Here is an 18,874-nt window from a genome sequence, read left to right as displayed (position 1 = left end):
GCAACCCCTCCCGCAATTCCTGGAGAGCTCCATGAACGCCATCGACCTTCTGATCGCCGGCAAGGACCAGGCGGCCAGCAACCAGCGCACCTTTCAGCGCCACAACCCGATCTCGGGCGAGATTGCGACCATCGTCGCGGCGGCCTCGATCGACGATGCGATGCGCGCCGCGGACGCTGCGGCGGCCGCGTTTCCTGCCTGGTCGCAGCTTGCTCCGTCCGAGCGTCGCAAGCGGCTCAATGCGGCCGCCGACATCCTGGCGCGCCGGGCGGCGGAATTCACCGCTCTGATGGTGGCCGAGACCGGCGCCACCGCGGGCTGGGCCGGCTTCAACGTCCATCTGGCCGAGGGCATGCTGCGCGAAGCCGCGGCCATGACGACGCAGATATCAGGCGAAGTCATTCCGACCGACAAGCCCGACAACCTCGCCATGGCGTTTCGCCAGCCGGTCGGTGTCGTGCTCGGTATCGCGCCGTGGAATGCTCCCGTGATCCTCGGCGTGCGCTCGGTCGCGATGCCGCTCGCCTGCGGCAATACCGTGGTGCTGAAGGCGTCCGAGATGAGCCCGGGCGTGCATCGGCTGATCGGAAGCTGCCTGGCGGAGGCCGGCCTCGGCGACGGCGTCGTCAATGTCGTGACCAACGCACCCGAAGATGCGCAGGCGGTGGTCGAGGCGCTGATCGCCCACCCTGCAATCCGCCGCGTCAACTTCACCGGCTCCACCCGTGTCGGCAAGCTCATCGCGCTGGCTTGTGCGAAGCATCTGAAGCGCGCACTGCTGGAGCTTGGCGGCAAGGCCCCGCTCGTCATCCTGGACGATGCCGATCTCGACGCCGCCGTGAACGCGGCAGCATTCGGCGCATTCATGAACCAAGGCCAGATCTGCATGTCGACCGAGCGGATTGTCGTCGACGACAAGGTGGCGGACGCCTTCATCGCCAAGTTTGCCGCCAAGGCGAAGAGCCTTCCCCACGGCGATCCCCGCAAGGGCAATGTCGTGCTCGGATCGCTGGTCAGCGGTGCGGCCTGTGACCGCGTCCGGGGCTTGATTGACGATGCGCTCGCCAAGGGCGCGGTGGTCGCGGCCGGCGGGCACGGCAGCGGCACCATCATGCCAGCCACGATCATCGATCACGTCACGCCGGCAATGCGCATCTATGGTGAGGAGAGCTTTGGTCCGGTGGTGACCGTGGTCCGTGTCAGCGGAATAGACGAGGCGGTGCGCGTCGCCAATGACACCGAATACGGCCTCTCCTCGGCCGTGTTCGGCCGTGACATCGCCCGTGCCCTCGGCGTTGCCAAGCGGATCGAGGCGGGCATCTGCCATATCAACGCCCCGACCGTGCATGACGAACCGCAGATGCCGTTCGGCGGAACCAAGGCATCTGGTTATGGCCGCTTCGGCGGCAAGGCGGCAATCGACGAATTCACGGAGCTGCGCTGGATCACGGTGCAGACTGGGCCGCGGCACTATCCGTTCTGATCGCCGACAGCCGCCTCCGTGGCGGCACGGTCCGCCGGCCCCTTCTGCCGCATGGGCGGCACCGGATGGTCCGGCTCGTACGCCGGACCATCCGCACCTGAACTCACCAGCGGTAGGTCAGCTTGCCGATCGCTTTCCGTCCTTCGGCATACATGCAGCCCGACAGGCCGTAGCAGGCGGCGACATAACGCGTGTCCGCCAAATTGGTGACGTTCACCGACAGACGCCAATTGTCCCTGGTATAGGCAAGCAGCGCGTCCAGCACCGTGGCCGATCCCACCTTGAACGTGTTGGCATCATCGCCCCAAGTGGCGCCGACGTAGCGGATGCCGCCGCCGAACTGCAAGCCCGCCAGCAGCCCGCTCTGGAGCGTGTAGTCGCTCCACAACGAAGCGCGGTTGAGCGGCACGGTGACTGGCGCCTTGCCGACATTGACCGGATCCTGCGTGACGACGGCATCGACATAGGCATAGGCGGCACGCAGGTTCCAGCCGTCGGCGAGCGACATCGAGCCTTCGAGCTCGATGCCACGCGATTTCACCTGCCCGATCTGTTCGTAATAGGCGGCCGCAGGCACGTAGACGCCGACGTTGTCGCGCGTCAGGTCGAAGGCGGCGAAGGTGAACAGCGCGTTCCAGCCGAGCGGCTGGTATTTGACGCCGACCTCGTACTGAACGCCGGTCTCGGGATTGAGCAATTGTCCGGCCGGACCGGTCGCGAGCACCGGCAGGAACGACTCCGAATAGCTGAAATAGGGCGCGATGCCGTTGTCGAAATTGTACATGACGGCGGCGCGGCCGGTGAAGGCCGAGGCATCCTTCGTGACCGACGAGGGGGTGAATACGTCGGTATCGACCTGGGTCGTCACGAAGTCCTCGCGACCTGCGAGCAGGAACGAGAGCCGGCCGAGCTTGATCTGATCCTGCGCGTAGAGGCCGAGCTGCGACTGCTTGACGCCCTTGTTGTCGTACATCCCGCCCATGGTCCAGTCGTAGCTGTAGACCGGGTTGAAGACGTTGATCTCCGGCGATGAGGTCGTGACGGCAAAGGCGGTGTCGCGGAACGTGGTGTTGCGATAGTCGAGCCCGACCAGGGTATTGTGGCTGAAGATGCCGGTGACGAACTTACCCTGGAGCTGGTTGTCCACCGCGAAGGAGTTGATGTACGAGTTGCTGTAGCTGCCGAAGCGCCCGAGCTGTCCCGCCGCTTCGTTGGTGTATCCGGTGCCGTAGAAAACCTTCTCCTCGTTGTGCTGGTAGGCGTAGCGCAGGTTCTGCCGGAACGTGATGTTGTCGGTGAAATTGTGCGACAGCTGATAGCCTGCGGTCGCGATCTCGGTGTTGAACGCATCGAAGCTCGGCACGCCCGCAAAGAACGAGACCGGGATGGTGCGGCCGTTGTTCGGCCAGACCGTGCCCGAGGCCGGCAGGAACTGAAGGCCCCACCCTGCCCGGTCGCGCTGAAAATTGGCGAGCAGGGTGATCGTCGTGTCCTCGTTCGGCTTGAACGTGACCGCGGGCGCGATGAAGACGCGGTTGTCCTTGGTGAAGTCGACCTGAGTCTCGCCGTCGCGGATGACGCCGGTCAGGCGCCACAGCACGGTGCCCTCCTTGTTGGCGGGGCCGCCCATGTCGAACTGGCCCTGGTAGCGGTTGAAGCTGCCGCCGGAGATCGAGGCCTCGCCGAACTGCTGTGCGGTCGGCAGCTTCGTCACGTAGTTGAGGATGCCGCCGGTGCCGCTGCCGCCATACATCGCCGAGGACGGCCCCTTCAGCACTTCCAGGCGCTCGGCGCCGTAGGGATCGAGACCGTTGAAGTGCACGTAATTGCTCGAGGGAATCCGCAGGCCGTCGATGTAAAGGCCGGACATGGTGGTGTCGAAGCCGCGAATCTGGAGCGCGCCGAAGCGGGTGTCGGAACCGCCATTGACGTCGCCGCTGACGCCGGCGGTGTAGCGCAGCGCCTCGCCGATCGAGACCGCGCCCTGGTTCCTGACCTGGTCGGTGGTGATCACGGAGACCGACTGCGGCGTTTCGATCAGCGGAATATCCGTCTTGGTGGCGGTGCCACTGCGCGTGGCAACGAAGCCGCGCACCGGACCATTGGCGCGCTCGCCGGTGGCGCCGCTCGATGATGCCGACTGGGTGGGTGCGGCCTGCTGCGCGGGGGACCGGCGATTGGCGCGCGCGGTTCGTGTCGTCGCCGCCCTTCGCGACGAAGCGATCGCCGCAGGACGGGCGCGCTGAGCAGGCGCATCGACGGTGACGGCCGGAATCTGGGTCTGGGCCTCCGCGGACCCGACGGGAATGGCGAGACAGAGCGTGCTGACCGCTCCGAGGCAGAGAATCTGGATCTGGCGAGAACGCGTGTTGCCACGCGAAGAAGATTGGAAGTCGGTCACGTCGTTCGAAGCCCCCACGCACTGCCGGCTTTGCCGGTATCGTTCTTGATATTCCGCCCTAGCTCAGGCGGTTTCGGAGTGCGATAGGAACGCGGTTAGAATTTCTCCAGACCTGTGCGCAGCACCTGCGGTGAATGCGCTCAGCCGCGGCGAGAGGCGCGCAGATTTGGAATCTTTCTAGACGACGGTGGTCGACCGACGAGGCGCGAGCACCAGGAACATCGAAGGCGGACGCGGAGAACAAATCCTCTACCATGACCCCGGCGCAACGCCGTCTGGCGCTTCGACGCCCTGCTCGCCAGCCTCGTGGCAACGGACCCCGGCTCCATTCTCTCAATCGTCGGTCTTCCAGAACGTGAAAGTCTCTTCCGGAATGTCTTTCATCGGAATCTTGACGGCGCGATTGAGCCACTCATACTCGCCGGTTTTGCTTTCGTACTCAGCGCGCCTCTTCTTGCTCAGGTTCTTCGGGCTGGCCCAGTGGTTGGCACCGTGGGTCGGATCGCTCTTCGGTTCATCCAGACGTGCGCGAACGGCCTCCAGACTCTCGGCCACGCTCCTGATGTACTTGACCTGATCGCTTTCCTTGGGATCATCGAAGCGCTTCTCGCTCCGAGTGAAATCGCTGATCTCGGCTCCTCGTGGAGGCCGCAGGTCACCTTTTGTCAAATTGAGGTAGGCGTAAGCGAGGCACTTCTTGATGTAGGGGTCCTCTCCCCTGGCTTCGTTCATGATGACGTCGGCAATCAGCTCCACCTTCTCGGGGTCACTCCGTCCCGCAACGGCGGCCGCGTGGGCCGCCGCGAGTCGGGCCGCAGCCTCCCCGTAGCGCGCCTTGTTGCTCTCGAGTTTGTCCAACGCCGCCTTGCGCCTCTTGATCTGGCCTTCATCCAGCTTGCCGCTTTCGTCCGTCTTGCCACCCTCGAGACGCACGAGGTCGTCGCTGTCGGTCTTGTGCTGCGCAGCCATCGACTGGAGCTTCTGATAGAGATCGTTGTATTGGACTTTGAGTGATGCGAGCTTTTCATTCTCCTCTGCGGTGCGGTTCTTGTTGCTCTCCAGAGCCTTGCGCTCGTTTGCGATCTCATCAAACCGCTTCTTCAAAGGCCGATAGATTTCCTCCCGCGCGCGGGCAGCATCGCGCTTGGCGGTGAGCTTCTGCAGCGCTTCGGCCTCCTTCTTGCATGCCGCTTCGCCCTGTGCCTCTTGTTCGGATAGCCAGTTGTCATAGTGGCCGTAACCGTGCTTGGCGCACTGCGCACAGAGCGACCGGCTGCCGATGTCACCGCTGCTCCTGTTCTTCGCGAGAATCTTCGAGCCGGTCGGGCAATCATCCTGATTGTGATAAACGTCGCGATCTTCATCGGTGGTCGTGAAGTAGGCCGTCGTTCGTGCCATCTGCGCCTCCCCAAAAGAGGCGCGCCACGCGCGCCTCGGATAGACGAGCATCGCGAGACGCACACAATTTTTCGTTGATTTCGATCAATGCCCGGCCCGAGAACGAACAGCGTCGTTCGATCCGGCGGATTTTACGTCCACCGGCGTCGACCATACTGCCACGGCGCGCCAGATAGTCGCCGGAGCGCTGGACGAGCTGAGCTATCGCCCCTTGAAGCGCGGCTTGCGCCGGCCCAGGAACGCCTCGACGCCCTCCTTGTGATCCTCGCTGAAGCTGGCGAGCGCGAACTGGTCGACGTCCATGTGGCTGGCGAGATCGTCCAGCGCATGCGCGAGCCGGTTGACGGTGAGCTTCGTCATCGCAACCGCGAGCGGCGGCTGCGCGGCGACCTTGCGGGCGAGCTCCATGGCGGCATCGAAGGCATGGCCGGGATCGGTCACCTGCTCCACCAGGCCCCATTCATAGGCCTCATCCGCCGAGATGCGCTGGTCGGCCAGGATCACCGCCTGCTTGGTGCGGGCGGGTCCGATCAGATGCAGCATGCGCGGGATGCTCTGCCAGCTCATGTTCATGCCGAGCCCGATCTCGGGCACGCGCAGATGCGCGTCGTGTCCCATCACGCGGAAATCGAGCGCCACAGCCAGCGCGACGCCGCCACCGACGCAAAAACCCTCGATCGCCGCGATCGTGATCTGCTCCATCTCCTGCCAGGCGTGCGTCAGGCGCGGCCCGAGCTTGAGGTGCCGGCGCAGCGTGCCGAGATCCATCTCCTTGCGCGAGCGGCCCTCGTCGTCCTTCAAGTCGAAGCCGGCGCTGAAGGCGCTGGTGCTGCCGGTCAGAACCACCACCGAAGTCGCCGCATCGTCTTCGAAGCTGCGCGCCGCCGCCGTGAGCTGGCGCAGTGCTTCCGGGGAGAGTGCGTTGATGCCATCGCCGCGGTCAAATCGCACCACTGCGATCCGTCCCTCCGGCCCGAGGCCCTTTTCGATCTTCACATAGTCGGTCACCAGCATCTCCCAATCAGCTTTGCGGCGACCCTAGCCTACATCCGGCCTCACGAACATGGGACCCAGTCGCGCTGTCCGGCATACTCGACAGGCCCGGGCCATTGCGCCTATCCTTGGCGCCATGAGCCACGATCACGACCATCATCACGATCACGACCATTCCGAGCTGTCGGAGACCGAGCTGCGCGTGCGCGCGCTCGAGACCATCCTGACGGAAAAGGGCTATGTCGAGCCTGCCGCGCTCGACGCCATCATCCAGGCCTACGAGACCAAGATCGGCCCGCACAACGGCGCACGCGTCGTCGCCAAGGCCTGGACCGATCCGGCCTTCAAGAAGGCCCTGCTGGAGGACGGCTCCAAGGCGATCGGCACGCTCGGCCATGTCAGCCGCGTCGGCGACCATCTCGTCGTCGTCGAGAACACGCCCGACCGCCACAACATGGTCGTGTGCACGCTATGCTCCTGCTACCCTTGGGAGATGCTGGGGCTGCCGCCGGTCTGGTACAAGGCCGCGCCCTACCGCTCGCGCGCGGTGAAGGACCCGCGCGGCGTGCTCGCCGATTTCGGCGTCACCCTGCCGAAGGACATTGAAATCCGGGTGTGGGATTCCACCGCCGAGACCCGCTTCCTGGTGCTGCCGATGCGCCCGGCGGGCACGGAAGGATGGAGCGAGGAGCAGCTCGCCGAGCTCGTCACCCGCGACTCCATGATCGGCACAGGCTTTCCCAGGACGCCGGGAGCGCCGTCATGAACGGCGTGCACGACATGGGCGGCATGGACGGGTTCGGCAAGGTCGAGCCCGAGCCGAACGAGCCGATGTTCCACGAGGAATGGGAGTCCCGTGTGCTCGCGATGGTGCGCGCGATGGGCGCGGCCGGCGCCTTCAACATCGACACCTCGCGTTACTATCGCGAGACGCTGCCGCCGCATGTCTATCTCGCGAGCTCCTATTACAAGAAATGGTTCCTCGGTCTCGAGGAGATGCTGATCGAGAAGGGCTACCTCACCAGGGAGGAGGTCGAAGCCGGCCACGCGATGCAGCCTGCAAAGGCGCTCAAGCACGGCAAGTTCGATCTCGCCAATGTCGAACGCGTGATGGTGCGCGGCAAGTTCGCCCGCCCCGCCAGCGCGCCCGCCAAGTTCAAGATCGGCGATCGCGTGCGTGCCAAGAACATCCACCCCAAGACGCACACGCGGCTGCCGCGCTATGTCCGCGGCCATGTCGGAATCGTCGAGCTCAACCACGGCTGCCACGTGTTTCCCGATACGGCGGCGATGGAGCTCGGCGAGCATCCGCAATGGCTCTACACAATCGTGTTCGAAGGCCGCGATCTCTGGGGCGAGGACGGCGATCCGACCCTGAAGGTTTCGATCGACGCCTTCGAGCCCTATCTGGATCCGGCGTGATGAGCAGTGCGCTTGCCGCTGCCGCGACGGCGGCCATTCCGAGCATCCCGCGCGACGACGACGGTCCGGTGTTCCGCGCGCCCTGGGAGGCGCATGCGTTCGCGATGGCCCTGACGCTGCACCAGCGCGGCGTGTTCACCTGGCCGGAATGGGCCGCGGCCCTGGCCTCGGAGATCAAGCGGGCGCAGGCCGCGGGCGATCCTGATACGGGCGAGACCTATTACCTGCATTGGCTCGCCACGCTGGAAGGCCTGGTGGCAAGCAAAGGCGTCGCTTCGACGGACACGCTGCACCGCTATCGCGATGCCTGGGACCGCGCCGCCGACCGCACGCCGCATGGCAAGCCGATCGTGCTGCAGCTTGAGGATTTCGGCTAGCGGCGGAATGATCTTGCTCGAGCCGATTGCCGCCCCCGCTCCCGCCTGCGGGCAGCACAATCGCGCGGCTCTCCAATGCTGCTTCGCCTGCCCGCGCTTTGACTGAATCTAACCTAGGCCTGTTGCCCCGGGCAGACGCGCGCGATAACCGGTGCGGCTGACAGCCATTTGTGGTGCGGGGATCTGTGAGCGCGTCAATCCGAGAAGGATCTACCATCACCATCATGGCCGAGGAGGAGCCGATCGAGATCGGCTTTCCGATGGTGGCCGCCTATCATGGCCAATCCGCGCTCGCCATGGCTGCGATCGTGTTCCAGGCGCAGCGGGCGGCGTTCGCCCTGCTGTCGCCCGAGGCGATGCCGGCACGACGCGACATCTGCATCGTGAGCGGACACCCGGGCCCCGGTGTGCGGGACGCGTTCGAGGCCGTAACCCGTGCCGTGACCCGCGGCGCCTATGTGGTCGACCGGTCGCTGCCCGGCGCGCGATTTGTACCGGGCCACGACATTTCCTACAGCTTTCGAATTACGCTGGGTCAGCGCACCGCCGAGCTGGCGTTGCGGCCGGGCGTCTTGCCCGAGCGCTTTTTCGAACTGGTGTTCGCCAAGAATCGAACCGCGGCACAAGAGCGTGAGCTGAGCGCATTGAAACGCTCCGTTGCCGAGGATGTCCTGGCCAAGGAGCCGGACACTCTCTTCACGATGCGTGCGACTTGACCCATGAAGCCGGGACTTGCTCTCAGCTTCGGCTATGACGACGGATCGCTGCGCGACTTGGCCGGCGCCACGACCGAGCCGCAAATTCTGCTGCGCGACATCTATTCGCTGCCCGAGATCGACCTGAATGATTTCAGCGTCCTGTTCGTCAGCATGCACAGCGATCAGCGTTTCCTGGCGACCCGCGCTTCCCAGATCGAGCAATACCTCGTTCGCGGCGGGGTCGTCGTCGCCAACGGTCACTACGCCTATTCCTACCTTCCGCGCATGGCAGGCTTTCACACCATCGACAATTACAAGCTGGGCGACATCACGGTGCTGCGCCTCGCCGAGCATCCGATCTGGCACGGCATTGATCCGCACGATCTGACCTTCCGTCGCGGCGTGTCCGGGTTCTATGGGAGGGTCTGGCACGAGGCGCCGCCGGACGCGCAAGTCATCCACGCGCTCGGCAAGCCGAACCTGCCGCTCGACTTCATCTATCCTGTCGGCCGCGGCCACGTGCTTTTCCACGGGGGAAACGACCTCTGGAGCTTCGGCGGCGAGGACAAGCAGCTGGCGCCCCGGATCATGCAATGGGTCGCCGCGGGGCGAGACGTTCAATGAGCCTGGCGATCCTCGACGGCGGCACGTTCTACCATCACGCGGCAATTTACGGCCCGCGCTATCGAGAGCTGTTCGACAAGGCCATCTATGCCCCGGAGCTCACGACCGATGCCTTGGCCGGTGTCACATTCCTGATCGTCCCGGATCGCATCAACCCGAACATTCTGTGCGCCAAGCGCGACGTTCTGATCGATTTTGCGAAAGCCGGGCGCACGCTGGTCGTGTTCGGCGAAAATCGCGCCGACACGTGGTTGCCAGGCGTGACGTGGGCGGCACGACCGACCAACTTCTGGTGGTGGCTGGACAAGGACGCCCGGCCGCCGAACCGCCTGCTCGCACCCGATCACGAGCTGTTTCGGGCGGTGCCGTTCGAAAACACGATATGGCACTTCCACGGCGTGCTGACCCCGCCCGCCGGCGCGCGCGCCCTGATCGACGTTCCCGCCGATCCCGAGGGCCGCGACAGCGGCGGAGCGCTGCTCTACGAGGATCGCGTCACCCTGCCCGGCCGCATGCTCGTCTCGACGCTCGATCCGTTCTACCATCATGGCAGCAACTTCATGCCCGCAGCCACGAAGCTGCTCGACGGCTTTCTGCCCTGGGCCAGGGAAAAGGCCGCAACCCGGGCCGATCCCGACGACGTCTGATCTCAACGCGGCGCCAGATCCGGCGCTTTGCCCGGCAGGCCGTGCAACGGTACGATCGCCGATGCCGTCTCGCCGCCCGCATGGATATCCACGCGGCGAACCGGCACGCCGTACATCCGCGCGAGATTGCTTTCGGTCAGGACCATCTCGGTGCGGCCTGCGATGTGAGTGGCATCCCGCTGCATCAACAGCGTCGTGTCGGCGATGCCGATCGCGTGGTCGGGATGATGCGTCGTGAATAGCACCGTCAAGCCAAGGGAGCTCGCGAGGCGCACGAGCAGACGAAGAACGACGCCCTGATTGGCGATGTCGAGCGCCGAGGCCGGCTCGTCCAGCACCAGGACCTTGCAGTCGCTGGCCAGCGCGCGGGCCAGCAGCACGAGCTGCCGCTGCCCGCCGCTGAGCCGGTCATAACGCTGCTGCGCGAGCGCCGCGAGGCCGACTTCCTCGAGGCACGCATAGGCGCGGTCCCGGTCCGTGCGGCCCGGCGAGCTGAACCGGCCGAGATAGCGGCTCCGGCCCAGCAGCACCATGTCGACGGCGTTGTAGGACTGATCCGCCGTCAGCGCCTGTGGAACGAAACCGACGTGACCGTCGATCTCGACAATTCCTTCCTTGAGCGTCAGCGTCCCGCCGATCGCCCGCAGCAGGGTCGTCTTGCCGCAGCCATTGGGCCCGAGGATGGCGGCGATCCTGCCCGCGGGAAAGCTCGCCGACAGGCCACGAAAGAGCCAACGTCCGGATCCGTAGCTGTGGCCTGCATTCTCGATGCGGATCATGCGGCACCGCTCTTCGTCGTGCGCCGAAGCAGCAGCGCGAAGATCGGCGTGCCGACCAGCGCCGTGATGATTCCGACCGGAATTTCCGCCGGTGTCAGCGACCGCGCGAGCGTGTCCGCCGCAACCAGGAAGATGGCGCCGAGGAACGTCGACACCGGTAGAATCCGGCGGTTGTCTGCCCCGACCATCATGCGCGCGAGGTTAGGGATGATGAGACCGACCCAGCCGATGGTCCCACTCACCGCAACCTGGGACGAGATCGCAAGGCACGCGGCCGCAAGAAGGATCAACCGGTCGCGCGCCGGATTGACGCCGAGCGTTCGGGCCTCGTCATCACCAAGCGAAAGCACGTTCACGCGCCACCGCATGCCGACGAGAACGACGGCCGCGAACGTAGTGCAGATCGCGACCAAGCCGAATTGCGGCCAGGTCGAGGACGCAAAGCTGCCCAGCAGCCAGAACACGATCACCTGCAACGTCGTCTCGGGATCTGCCAGATAGGTCACGAGTCCGACCAAAGCGCTGCAGAACGCGCTGACGACCACGCCCGCAAGAACGAGCGTGAGGATCGGCGAGAGATTGTCGCTGCGATGGAACGCAAGCACGGCCACGAGCGCAAGGGCAGCGCCTCCGAACGCGCCGATCTGAACCAGCGGTCCGAACCCGACGAGGTAGATGACGGTGACGCCGCCAAGGGCAGCGCCGGAGGATGCGCCGATGGTCTGCGGTCCGACCAGCGGGTTGCGGAAGATCGCCTGGAGCACCGCGCCGCAGAGCGACAGACCGGCGCCGGCGACGGCGGCGGTGAGCACGCGCGGCAGCCTCACCGTTTCGACGACCACGGCTTCGGTGGCCGTCCACGTCGCTTTGACGGCGACGAGATGGGACAGGATGATCGACAGCACCGTGCCGAACGGGACCTGATATCGTCCCGATGCGACCGACCACAGCAAGACGAGTATCAAGCCCGCGGCGAGAGCAACGTAATACAGGGCAAAGGATCGTTCACCTGTCTGTGGAGCTGGGCGTGAGATGGCGCTTCCCATCAATGAGCCCGATACGCGTCGTAGCCGGCGGAGCCGGCGTTTTCCCGCAGAAACAAGATGCGGTCGATTTCCTCGTCCGTCGGCTTGTAATCATAGAGGAAGCCGAACCAGTCCCGCACCGAGGTACGAATGTTCACCTGTGCAAGCTCGGGATGCAGCAGACCCGCCAGCCAGAGCCAGCCAAGCGCCGATTCGTGACTTGGCGGATCCCAGCGATAGCCGCCGAGCGGAACGCGATAGACGCGGCGCGTCCGGACCGCATCGATGCCCTGCCAGCGCGGATCGCGGTAGAGATCGGACGGCATCGCCGCATCGAAGTTTCCGAGCAGGACGACTTGCGGATTCCACGCCAGGATCTGCTCGATCGTCACTGTGCTGATCGAGGCCGCGCTGCCGACCGCGTTCTGGCCGCCGGCCAGCTGAATGGCCAGATCCTGCGCCGTTCCCTGACCACTGATGCGCAGCACGTTCATGGCGCGGTTGAAATAGGCCACGCGCGGCCGCTGCGTCGACGACAGATCGGAAAACCGCGACGCCAGCGACTGCCGGACCTCGTCCTGTTTGGTGAGCAATTGGCCGGCGCGGTCTTCCCTGCCCGCGATCTTCCCCATCAACTTCACGTACTCGACGTAGTTCTCGAACGAGCCCACACGCATTCCGACCACGGGGACCCCGGTCCGGTCCAATGGTCCGATGACGTCGTTGTTGTTGGCCCATTGGAAGATCGCATCCGGGCGCAATGCGAGGATCGCCTCGACGTTCGGCGCGAAGTTCGATGCGTCTCCCCCGGTCGTCACGCCGGTCTGAATCTGCTTGAAGCCAGGAAACAGCTTCGCGGCAATGCCCTCGTGCATGGCACGTGCGGCGTATTCGTTCATGCCGACGATCTTCCGCTCGCTGCCATCGATCGTCATGAAGGTCGAGGGCGCGGGGATCGGAATGACAACCAGGCGCTCCGGCAACCGTTCGAACGAGAGCTTGCGGTTGCGCTGGTCCGTCACATCCATCGCATGCGCCGTGCCAAGCAAGGCGAACGCAATCACGGGGATGGCCCCCAAGCCCTGCAATGGTCTCCCCCGGCGCAACGACAACAACATCAATCAAGGACCTCGGGCGCCAATGATGATGCGAGTGGCGCCGCCGACATGGCTACATAGTGCCGCGGAAGAAAACGCCAAAGCAAAATATGCGTCGAGGATTGCAAGTGCGGCGCTCTGGACCTGGAATCGTTCAAAGGAAGCGCATCGTTACGATCGATCGCGACGATGCATGATCAGATCGCGTGTATCGACCGCGCGATAGCGCCCGCAAGCGGCACAATTTGAATCGCTCGAAACTCGCCTGCGGACCATGGCTCAGGCGATTGCGACACGATAATGACCGCGCGGCTGAGTGAATGCTGAGGGGTGTCGTCGATGTTGCTGAGAACCGTGCTTATCTCCAAAGGGGGTTCGATGTTCTCATCGACCTTCAAACTGAGCGTCGGGCTCGCTTGTGCGGTGACCACGGCTTCGAGCGTGATTGCCGAAGCCCAGACCGCGAGTGGTTCATCACAACAATCCGTGCTGCCGGCGGTGACCGTGGAGGCAGGAGAACCGGCGAAGCCGCGTCGCGCTGTACGTCAGAGCACGGCTCGCGCGACGCGACAGGCTCAATCCACGGCCGTGCAGCCAGCACAAGGCCGGCAAGCCGGCGCAACGGCCCCTGAAGGCACCAACAGCGATTCCCTCAAGCCAATGGGCGGCAGGCTGCCGCAGCCGGGAATCCCCCATCTGGCGGAGCAGAGCATCACGGTCGTCGATCGCGCGCAGATCGAGGCGACTTCGCCAACCGGTCTTCTCGATGTTCTTGCCTCCGTCCCGGGAGTCTCGATCGCGCGCTCCGGCGGCATCGGCGGCCAAATCTATTTGCGCGGGTTCTCGTCGAACAGCTTCCGTTCGCCGATGTTTATCGACGGCGATCGCTTTCGTGGTCGCAATACGCTGCAGCTCAATTATCTTGCGCCCGACGAAATCGAGCGCGTGGAAGTGATCCGCGGTCCGGGCTCCGTCGTCTATGGAAGCGAGGCGCTGACCGGATTGGTCAACGTCGTCACCAGATCCTATACCGGCGATACGTCGGGGCCGTTCCGCTTCACAGGCGGCGGCTGGTCAACCGGCTACGGCAGCGCGGCCAATTCGTTCAACACCTACGACTGGGTCAAGGGCGCCGGACAGGGCTTCGATTTCATCGGCGGCTTTGCCGGACGCTGGGGCGGCGACTATCAATCCCCGCTCGGGAGGGTGCCGAACAGCGACTATCAGAGCGTCGGCGGCAACATCAAGCTCGGCTACTCGCCCGACATCGGACAGAGACTGGAGCTTTCGTTGCGTTCCTACAGCGAGGTCGACGGCCGCGCCGGCGGCGTCGGAGGAGCGCCGGGCGCGCCTTATCTGCAGGTGCGACAGGATCCCAACCAGGTGCATTCGGCGCGCATCGCCTATACCGGCGAGCTCGACGGCCTCGTGAAGCACGTCGAGACCTCCTTCTACGTCAACTATTTCGACACCAAGCTCTCGACCATAAACAATACGATCAACGCTGCGGGCATTACCACCAGAACCGTCAAATCCACCAGCCACGTCATCGGCCCCTTGGTGATCGGGGGCCGCTCGCTGGCCGCAATTCCCTGGCTCAGTCCCTGGGGAGCAAACAAGACGACGCTCGGCCTTGACGGCTTCCGGGAAGCGCGGCCGGGCAGCGAGTCGACCTCCGAGACGATCACTCGCAACGGAACGACCGGGGCCGTGATCAGCGACGTCTTCTCTCCGTACACCAAGCAAGGTCCGGACACGACACAATCCAATGTCGGTGCCTTCGTCCTGCACGAATGGAAGCCGATCCAGCCGCTGACGCTTTCGGCGGGCGGCCGCTTCGACTGGTTCAACACGACCACGGAGACTTCACCGCTCGCATCGACCATTCCAGCAAATGTTCGGGCCGTCTATGCGCGCAACACCAACGTCGATCAGACGGCTCCGACCGGCAGCCTTGGCTTTGTCTACGCCGTCCTGCCCAACGTCGACCTGCTCGGCAACGTGGCGACCTCGTTCCGCCAGCCGACGAACTCCGAGCTGTTCGCGGTGACGGCCACCCAGCTTCCCAATCCGAACCTGAAGCCCGAGAGCGGTGTGACCTACGAAGGAGGCGCACGCTTTCATACGACCCATGCGGAGCTCAAGGTCACGGCGTTCGATACGCATTACGAGAATTTTCTGCAGACGACCGCGGTGACGCTCAACGGTGTCGGCGGATACACCCAGTCACAGAACGTCGGCAAGGCCGAGGTGACCGGCGTCGAGCTGGAGGCGCGCTGGCAGATCACGCCTGCCGTTAACCTGTTCACGAGTTTCGCCCAGCTGCGCGGAACCAATACGGTGACCGACAAGCCGCTGCCTTTTCTCGCGCCGTATCGCGGGCGGTTGGGGATACAATATGCGGACGCGAGTGGCGCCTATTCGATCCTCGGCGTGATCGATTGGGCCGCCAGCAAGACCCGGATCGATCCGGCGCAGGAATATACGACCTCGGGCTACGCCATCCCCAAGCTCTATGCGACGCTTCAACTCGGCAAGCTGGTATCGCCGCAACTGGGCGATACCAAGCTGATCCTCGGTTTGGAGAACATCTTCAATACGGCCTATGTCGACGCATCGACATTCGTGAATCGCTCCTATCCCCGGAGCTTCACAAATCCCCTGGTGGAGACCGGCCGGAACGTCTCGGTGAAACTGCAGCACACCTTCTAAGGCGAGATCCGGGAAGGTGCGCAGGGTTTTCCGGAAAGGTCATGCGCCGGCAACAACCAGAAGCGCGATGGGATTCGGTCTCGTCGCGCTTGAGCGGCATCATCTGCCCGCCACGAACTCCCGCCACCCCTTTGCTCGCAGGCTGCACGCCGGACACTCGCCGCAGCCATAGCCCCAGTCGTGCTGCGCGCCGCGCATCCCGAGATAGCAGGTGTGGGAGTGCTCGCGGATCAGATCGACCAGCCCCTCGCCGCCGAGATCGTGCGCCAGCTGCCAGGTCGCGGCCTTGTCGATCCACATCAAGGGCGTATGGAGCTCGAACGTCCTGGCCATGCCGAGCGAGAGCGCCGTCTGCATGGCGCGGATGGTCTCGTCGCGGCAATCGGGATAGCCGGAATAATCCGTCTCGCACATGCCGCCGACGATATGGGTGATGCCGCGGCGGTAGGCCAGCGCCGCCGCAAAGGTCAGGAAAACCAGGTTACGCCCGGGCACGAAGGTGTTCGGCAGGCCGTCGGCGCCCATTGCGATCTCGACGTCGCGCGTCAGCGCGGTCTCCGACACCGCCGCCAGTGTCGGGATCGCCAGGGTATGGCTGTCGCCGAGCTTTGCGGCCCAATCCGCGCGCAACGCCTTCACGCCGTCGAACAGCCGCTCGCGGCAGGCGAGCTCGATGGCGTGGCGCTGGCCGTAGTCGAAGCCCAGCGTCTCGACACGCGAAAAGCGGCTGAGCGCCCAGGCAAGGCAGGTGGTGGAATCCTGGCCGCCGGAAAACAGCACCAAGGCGGTCTCTGATGAGAATGTGTCGTTCATGTCCCGCGCTTTAGCACTGTGGAACGTCTCAGCCAATCGGTGGAAATCAGCCCGTTCCGCATGCCCGCGCTGGGAACGGCGGCCGGCTTTTGGCATAACGCAGGGAGCCCTGGAGAATAGCCCCGCGATGACCCCTTCCCGCGACATTTCCCGCCTGATCGAGATCATGGCCGCGCTGCGCACGCCGGTGTCCGGCTGCCCCTGGGATCTCGAGCAGAATTTTGCGACCATCGCGCCCTACACGATCGAGGAAGCCTATGAGGTGGTGGACGCCATCACGCGCGGCGATCTCGACGATTTGCGCGAGGAGCTCGGCGACCTGCTGTTGCAGGTCGTGTTCCACGCCCAGATGGCCTCGGAGCAGAACGCTTTCGCGTTCGGCGACGTCGTCGAAGCCATCACGAGAAAGATGATCCGGCGCCATCCCCACGTCTTCGCCGACAAGGACGGCAACCTCGCCTCCTCCCACGTCAAGGAAGTCTGGGACCGCATCAAGGCCGAGGAGAAAGCCGAGCGCGCCGCGCGCCGGCCGCCGGAGGAGACACCGGCGCACAAATCGCTGCTCTCAGGCGTGAAGGCCGGCCAGCCCGCGCTGACTCGCGCCATGGAGCTGCAGCGCAAGGCCTCGACCGTCGGCTTCGACTGGAACGACCCGCGCGCGGTGCTGGCCAAGATCCGCGAGGAGGCCGACGAGATCGAGGCCGCACTCGACCGCGGCGACAAGCAGGAGCTGGCGGAGGAGACCGGCGACCTGATGTTCGCCCTCGTCAACCTCGCCCGCCACATCGACGCCGATCCGGAAGCCGCGTTGCGTGCGACCAACGCAAAATTCGAGCGCCGCTTTGCCTATATCGAACGAGCGCTGGAGGCGCAGGGCCGCACGCTGGAGCAGGCTTCGCTCGCGGAGATGGACGCGCTGTGGAACGAGGCGAAGGGCGAGACGAAGCCAACGTCAGAAGAACGCAAGGAAGCCAGCCGCTAGCTCCGCCGTCGTCCCTGCGTTCGCAGGTACGACACCGTTTACGTGGCAAGATGCGGCACCGCGTCGAACCTCGACACCACGATGTCCCGCTTGGTCTCGTCCACCCGCACCGTCATGTCGAAGCGGCCGTCGTGCAGCTCCTTGGACAGCACCTCGGCATTGCGGTGCAGCCAGCTGATGCCGGCGCCGTCGGCGGCGTCGATGGAGAGGTCGAGCGTGGTGCGCTTGGCGGCAAGGCGTTCCTCGATCGCGGCGAGCAAGGCATCGACGCCCTCGCCCGTGACGGCGGAGACCAGCATGGCGGGATGGTCCGCGGGCCGGCGCGCCGCGATGTTCAGCAGCTCCTCGCGCTGCTCGGAATCGTAACGGTCGATCTTGTTCCAGACCTCGATGATGCGGCCTGAATCATCGGGGTTGATGCCGAGCTGGCGCAGCACTGCGTCGACGTCGCTCTGCTGGGCCTCGGCATCCTCATGCGAGATGTCGCGCACATGGAGAATGACGTCGGCCTCGAGCACCTCTTCCAGCGTGGCGCGAAAGGCGGCGACCAGCTGGGTCGGCAGGTTGGAGATGAAGCCGACCGTGTCCGACAGCATGGCCTTGCCGCCATGCGGCAGGTTGAGTGCGCGCAAGGTCGGATCGAGCGTCGCAAACAGCATGTCGGCGGCCTGCACGTCGGCGCGGGTCAGGCGGTTGAACAGCGTGGACTTGCCGGCATTGGTGTAGCCGACCAGCGCGACGACGCGATACGGCACGCGCTGACGTCCCGCACGGTGCAGCCGCCGCGTCGCCTGCACCTTCTTCAGCTCGCCCTCGAGCTTGGAGATGCGCTCCTGGATGAGGCGGCGGTCCGCTTCGATCTGGGTCTCGCCGGGACCGCCCATGAAGCCGAAGCCGCCGCGCTGGCGCTCCAGATGGGTCCATGAGCGCACCAGGCGCGAGCGCTGGTAGTTGAGATGCGCGAGCTCGACCTGGAGCGAGCCTTCCCGCGTCTTGGCACGGCGGCCGAAGATTTCAAGAATGAGGCCGGTGCGGTCAAGCACCTTGGCGTGCAGCTCTTTCTCGAGATTGCGCTGCTGAATCGGCGCCAGCGCGCAATCCATCACCACGAGCTCGACGTCGAGGGTCTTGATCAGGCCGGCGATCTCCTCGACCTTGCCCTTGCCGATATAGGTGGCGGGGCGGATCTGGCTGACCGGCGCGACGATGGCGTCGGCGACGACGAGATCGATCGCGCGTGCAAGGCCGGCGGCTTCGTCGAGCCGGGCCTCGACGTCACGCAGGACATGAGCTTCCGATTGCGCGTCGGCACTGCCTGCGCGCACTCGCAAATAGGGGCCGACGACAAGCACCCGCCCCGTTTGCTTAGCCCCTGCCGACCGCGGACGGTCGGCATCCCCGTCGAAATTCCGGGGTTCCAATC

General features: G+C 64.9%; 17 protein-coding genes. 9 read left to right on the top strand and 8 right to left on the bottom strand.

Annotated features, from left to right (window positions below):
- Nucleotides 1–31 precede the first annotated feature (31 nt).
- Nucleotides 32–1,483: an aldehyde dehydrogenase gene (locus tag DCM79_RS10140; protein ID WP_257179709.1), complete on the top strand. Its 1,452-nt coding sequence runs from the start codon at nt 32–34 to the stop codon at nt 1,481–1,483.
- A 103-nt stretch (nt 1,484–1,586) separates the two neighbouring features.
- Here the strand turns inward: DCM79_RS10140 and DCM79_RS10135 are convergent, their stop codons facing one another.
- The 3 genes from DCM79_RS10135 to DCM79_RS10125 form a co-directional block, all read right to left on the bottom strand.
- Nucleotides 1,587–3,578, bottom strand: a complete 1,992-nt coding sequence (locus tag DCM79_RS10135) for a TonB-dependent siderophore receptor (protein WP_257180727.1) — start codon at nt 3,576–3,578, stop codon at nt 1,587–1,589.
- Nucleotides 3,579–4,217: 639 nt separating this feature from the next.
- Entirely contained in the window at nt 4,218–5,282 is a 1,065-nt protein-coding gene (locus tag DCM79_RS10130; protein WP_257179708.1) for a hypothetical protein, read from the bottom strand.
- Between the two features lie 201 nt (nt 5,283–5,483).
- Nucleotides 5,484–6,290, bottom strand: coding sequence for an enoyl-CoA hydratase/isomerase family protein (locus tag DCM79_RS10125; protein WP_257179707.1), 807 nt, complete (start codon nt 6,288–6,290; stop codon nt 5,484–5,486).
- A 121-nt stretch (nt 6,291–6,411) separates the two neighbouring features.
- Here DCM79_RS10125 and nthA point away from each other — a divergent pair, with 121 nt between their 5' ends.
- The 6 genes from nthA (at nt 6,412) to DCM79_RS10095 (ending at nt 10,043) form a co-directional block, all read left to right on the top strand.
- The gene (gene nthA / locus DCM79_RS10120) at nt 6,412–7,041 is read left to right on the top strand and encodes a nitrile hydratase subunit alpha (protein ID WP_257179706.1); all 630 of its coding nucleotides are present in this window, start codon (nt 6,412–6,414) and stop codon (nt 7,039–7,041) included.
- Nucleotides 7,038–7,697 carry a nitrile hydratase subunit beta gene (gene nthB / locus DCM79_RS10115; protein WP_257179705.1) on the top strand — a complete coding sequence of 220 codons (660 nt, stop codon included), beginning with the start codon at nt 7,038–7,040 and terminating at the stop codon, nt 7,695–7,697. Before nthA ends, nthB begins: the two co-directional genes overlap by 4 nt.
- Entirely contained in the window at nt 7,697–8,074 is a 378-nt protein-coding gene (locus tag DCM79_RS10110; RefSeq protein WP_257179704.1) for a nitrile hydratase accessory protein, read from the top strand. Before nthB ends, DCM79_RS10110 begins: the two co-directional genes overlap by 1 nt.
- 224 nt (nt 8,075–8,298) lie before the next feature.
- Nucleotides 8,299–8,790: a hypothetical protein gene (locus tag DCM79_RS10105; protein WP_257179703.1), complete on the top strand. Its 492-nt coding sequence runs from the start codon at nt 8,299–8,301 to the stop codon at nt 8,788–8,790.
- Between the two features lie 3 nt (nt 8,791–8,793).
- Nucleotides 8,794–9,396 carry a hypothetical protein gene (locus DCM79_RS10100; RefSeq protein WP_257179702.1) on the top strand — a complete coding sequence of 201 codons (603 nt, stop codon included), beginning with the start codon at nt 8,794–8,796 and terminating at the stop codon, nt 9,394–9,396.
- Entirely contained in the window at nt 9,393–10,043 is a 651-nt protein-coding gene (locus DCM79_RS10095) for a hypothetical protein (protein WP_257179701.1), read from the top strand. Before DCM79_RS10100 ends, DCM79_RS10095 begins: the two co-directional genes overlap by 4 nt.
- Before the next feature lie 2 nt (nt 10,044–10,045).
- On the opposite strand, the gene DCM79_RS10090 is transcribed toward DCM79_RS10095, so the two are convergent.
- From DCM79_RS10090 to DCM79_RS10080, 3 genes are all read right to left on the bottom strand, one after another.
- The gene (locus DCM79_RS10090) at nt 10,046–10,822 is read right to left on the bottom strand and encodes an ABC transporter ATP-binding protein (RefSeq protein WP_257179700.1); all 777 of its coding nucleotides are present in this window, start codon (nt 10,820–10,822) and stop codon (nt 10,046–10,048) included.
- Nucleotides 10,819–11,775 (bottom strand): iron ABC transporter permease, encoded by a 957-nt coding sequence (locus DCM79_RS10085; RefSeq protein WP_257179699.1) that lies wholly within the window; start codon nt 11,773–11,775, stop codon nt 10,819–10,821. Before DCM79_RS10085 ends, DCM79_RS10090 begins: the two co-directional genes overlap by 4 nt.
- Nucleotides 11,776–11,867: 92 nt before the next feature.
- Nucleotides 11,868–12,875 (bottom strand): ABC transporter substrate-binding protein, encoded by a 1,008-nt coding sequence (locus DCM79_RS10080; RefSeq protein WP_257179698.1) that lies wholly within the window; start codon nt 12,873–12,875, stop codon nt 11,868–11,870.
- A gap of 729 nt (nt 12,876–13,604) precedes the next feature.
- Here DCM79_RS10080 and DCM79_RS10075 point away from each other — a divergent pair.
- A complete protein-coding gene (locus DCM79_RS10075) occupies nt 13,605–15,656 on the top strand; it encodes a TonB-dependent receptor (protein WP_257179697.1) in 2,052 nt (683 codons plus the stop codon).
- A 99-nt stretch (nt 15,657–15,755) separates the two neighbouring features.
- Here DCM79_RS10075 and queC read toward each other — a convergent pair whose 3' ends face one another.
- Nucleotides 15,756–16,469: a 7-cyano-7-deazaguanine synthase QueC gene (gene queC / locus DCM79_RS10070; protein ID WP_257179696.1), complete on the bottom strand. Its 714-nt coding sequence runs from the start codon at nt 16,467–16,469 to the stop codon at nt 15,756–15,758.
- A gap of 127 nt (nt 16,470–16,596) precedes the next feature.
- Here queC and mazG point away from each other — a divergent pair, with 127 nt between their 5' ends.
- Nucleotides 16,597–17,451 (top strand): nucleoside triphosphate pyrophosphohydrolase, encoded by an 855-nt coding sequence (gene mazG, locus DCM79_RS10065; RefSeq protein ID WP_257179695.1) that lies wholly within the window; start codon nt 16,597–16,599, stop codon nt 17,449–17,451.
- Nucleotides 17,452–17,489: 38 nt separating this feature from the next.
- Here mazG and hflX read toward each other — a convergent pair whose 3' ends face one another.
- The gene (gene hflX / locus DCM79_RS10060) at nt 17,490–18,872 is read right to left on the bottom strand and encodes a GTPase HflX (RefSeq protein WP_257179694.1); all 1,383 of its coding nucleotides are present in this window, start codon (nt 18,870–18,872) and stop codon (nt 17,490–17,492) included.
- Between the last annotated feature and the right edge of the window lie 2 nt (nt 18,873–18,874).

Origin of the sequence: Bradyrhizobium sp. WBOS07, from assembly GCF_024585165.1 — a bacterium.
In the GTDB taxonomy this organism is placed as follows: domain Bacteria; phylum Pseudomonadota; class Alphaproteobacteria; order Rhizobiales; family Xanthobacteraceae; genus Bradyrhizobium; species Bradyrhizobium japonicum_B.
Note: the sequence above shows the minus strand (reverse complement) of the source record. Positions and strands in the feature narration are given on the sequence as shown.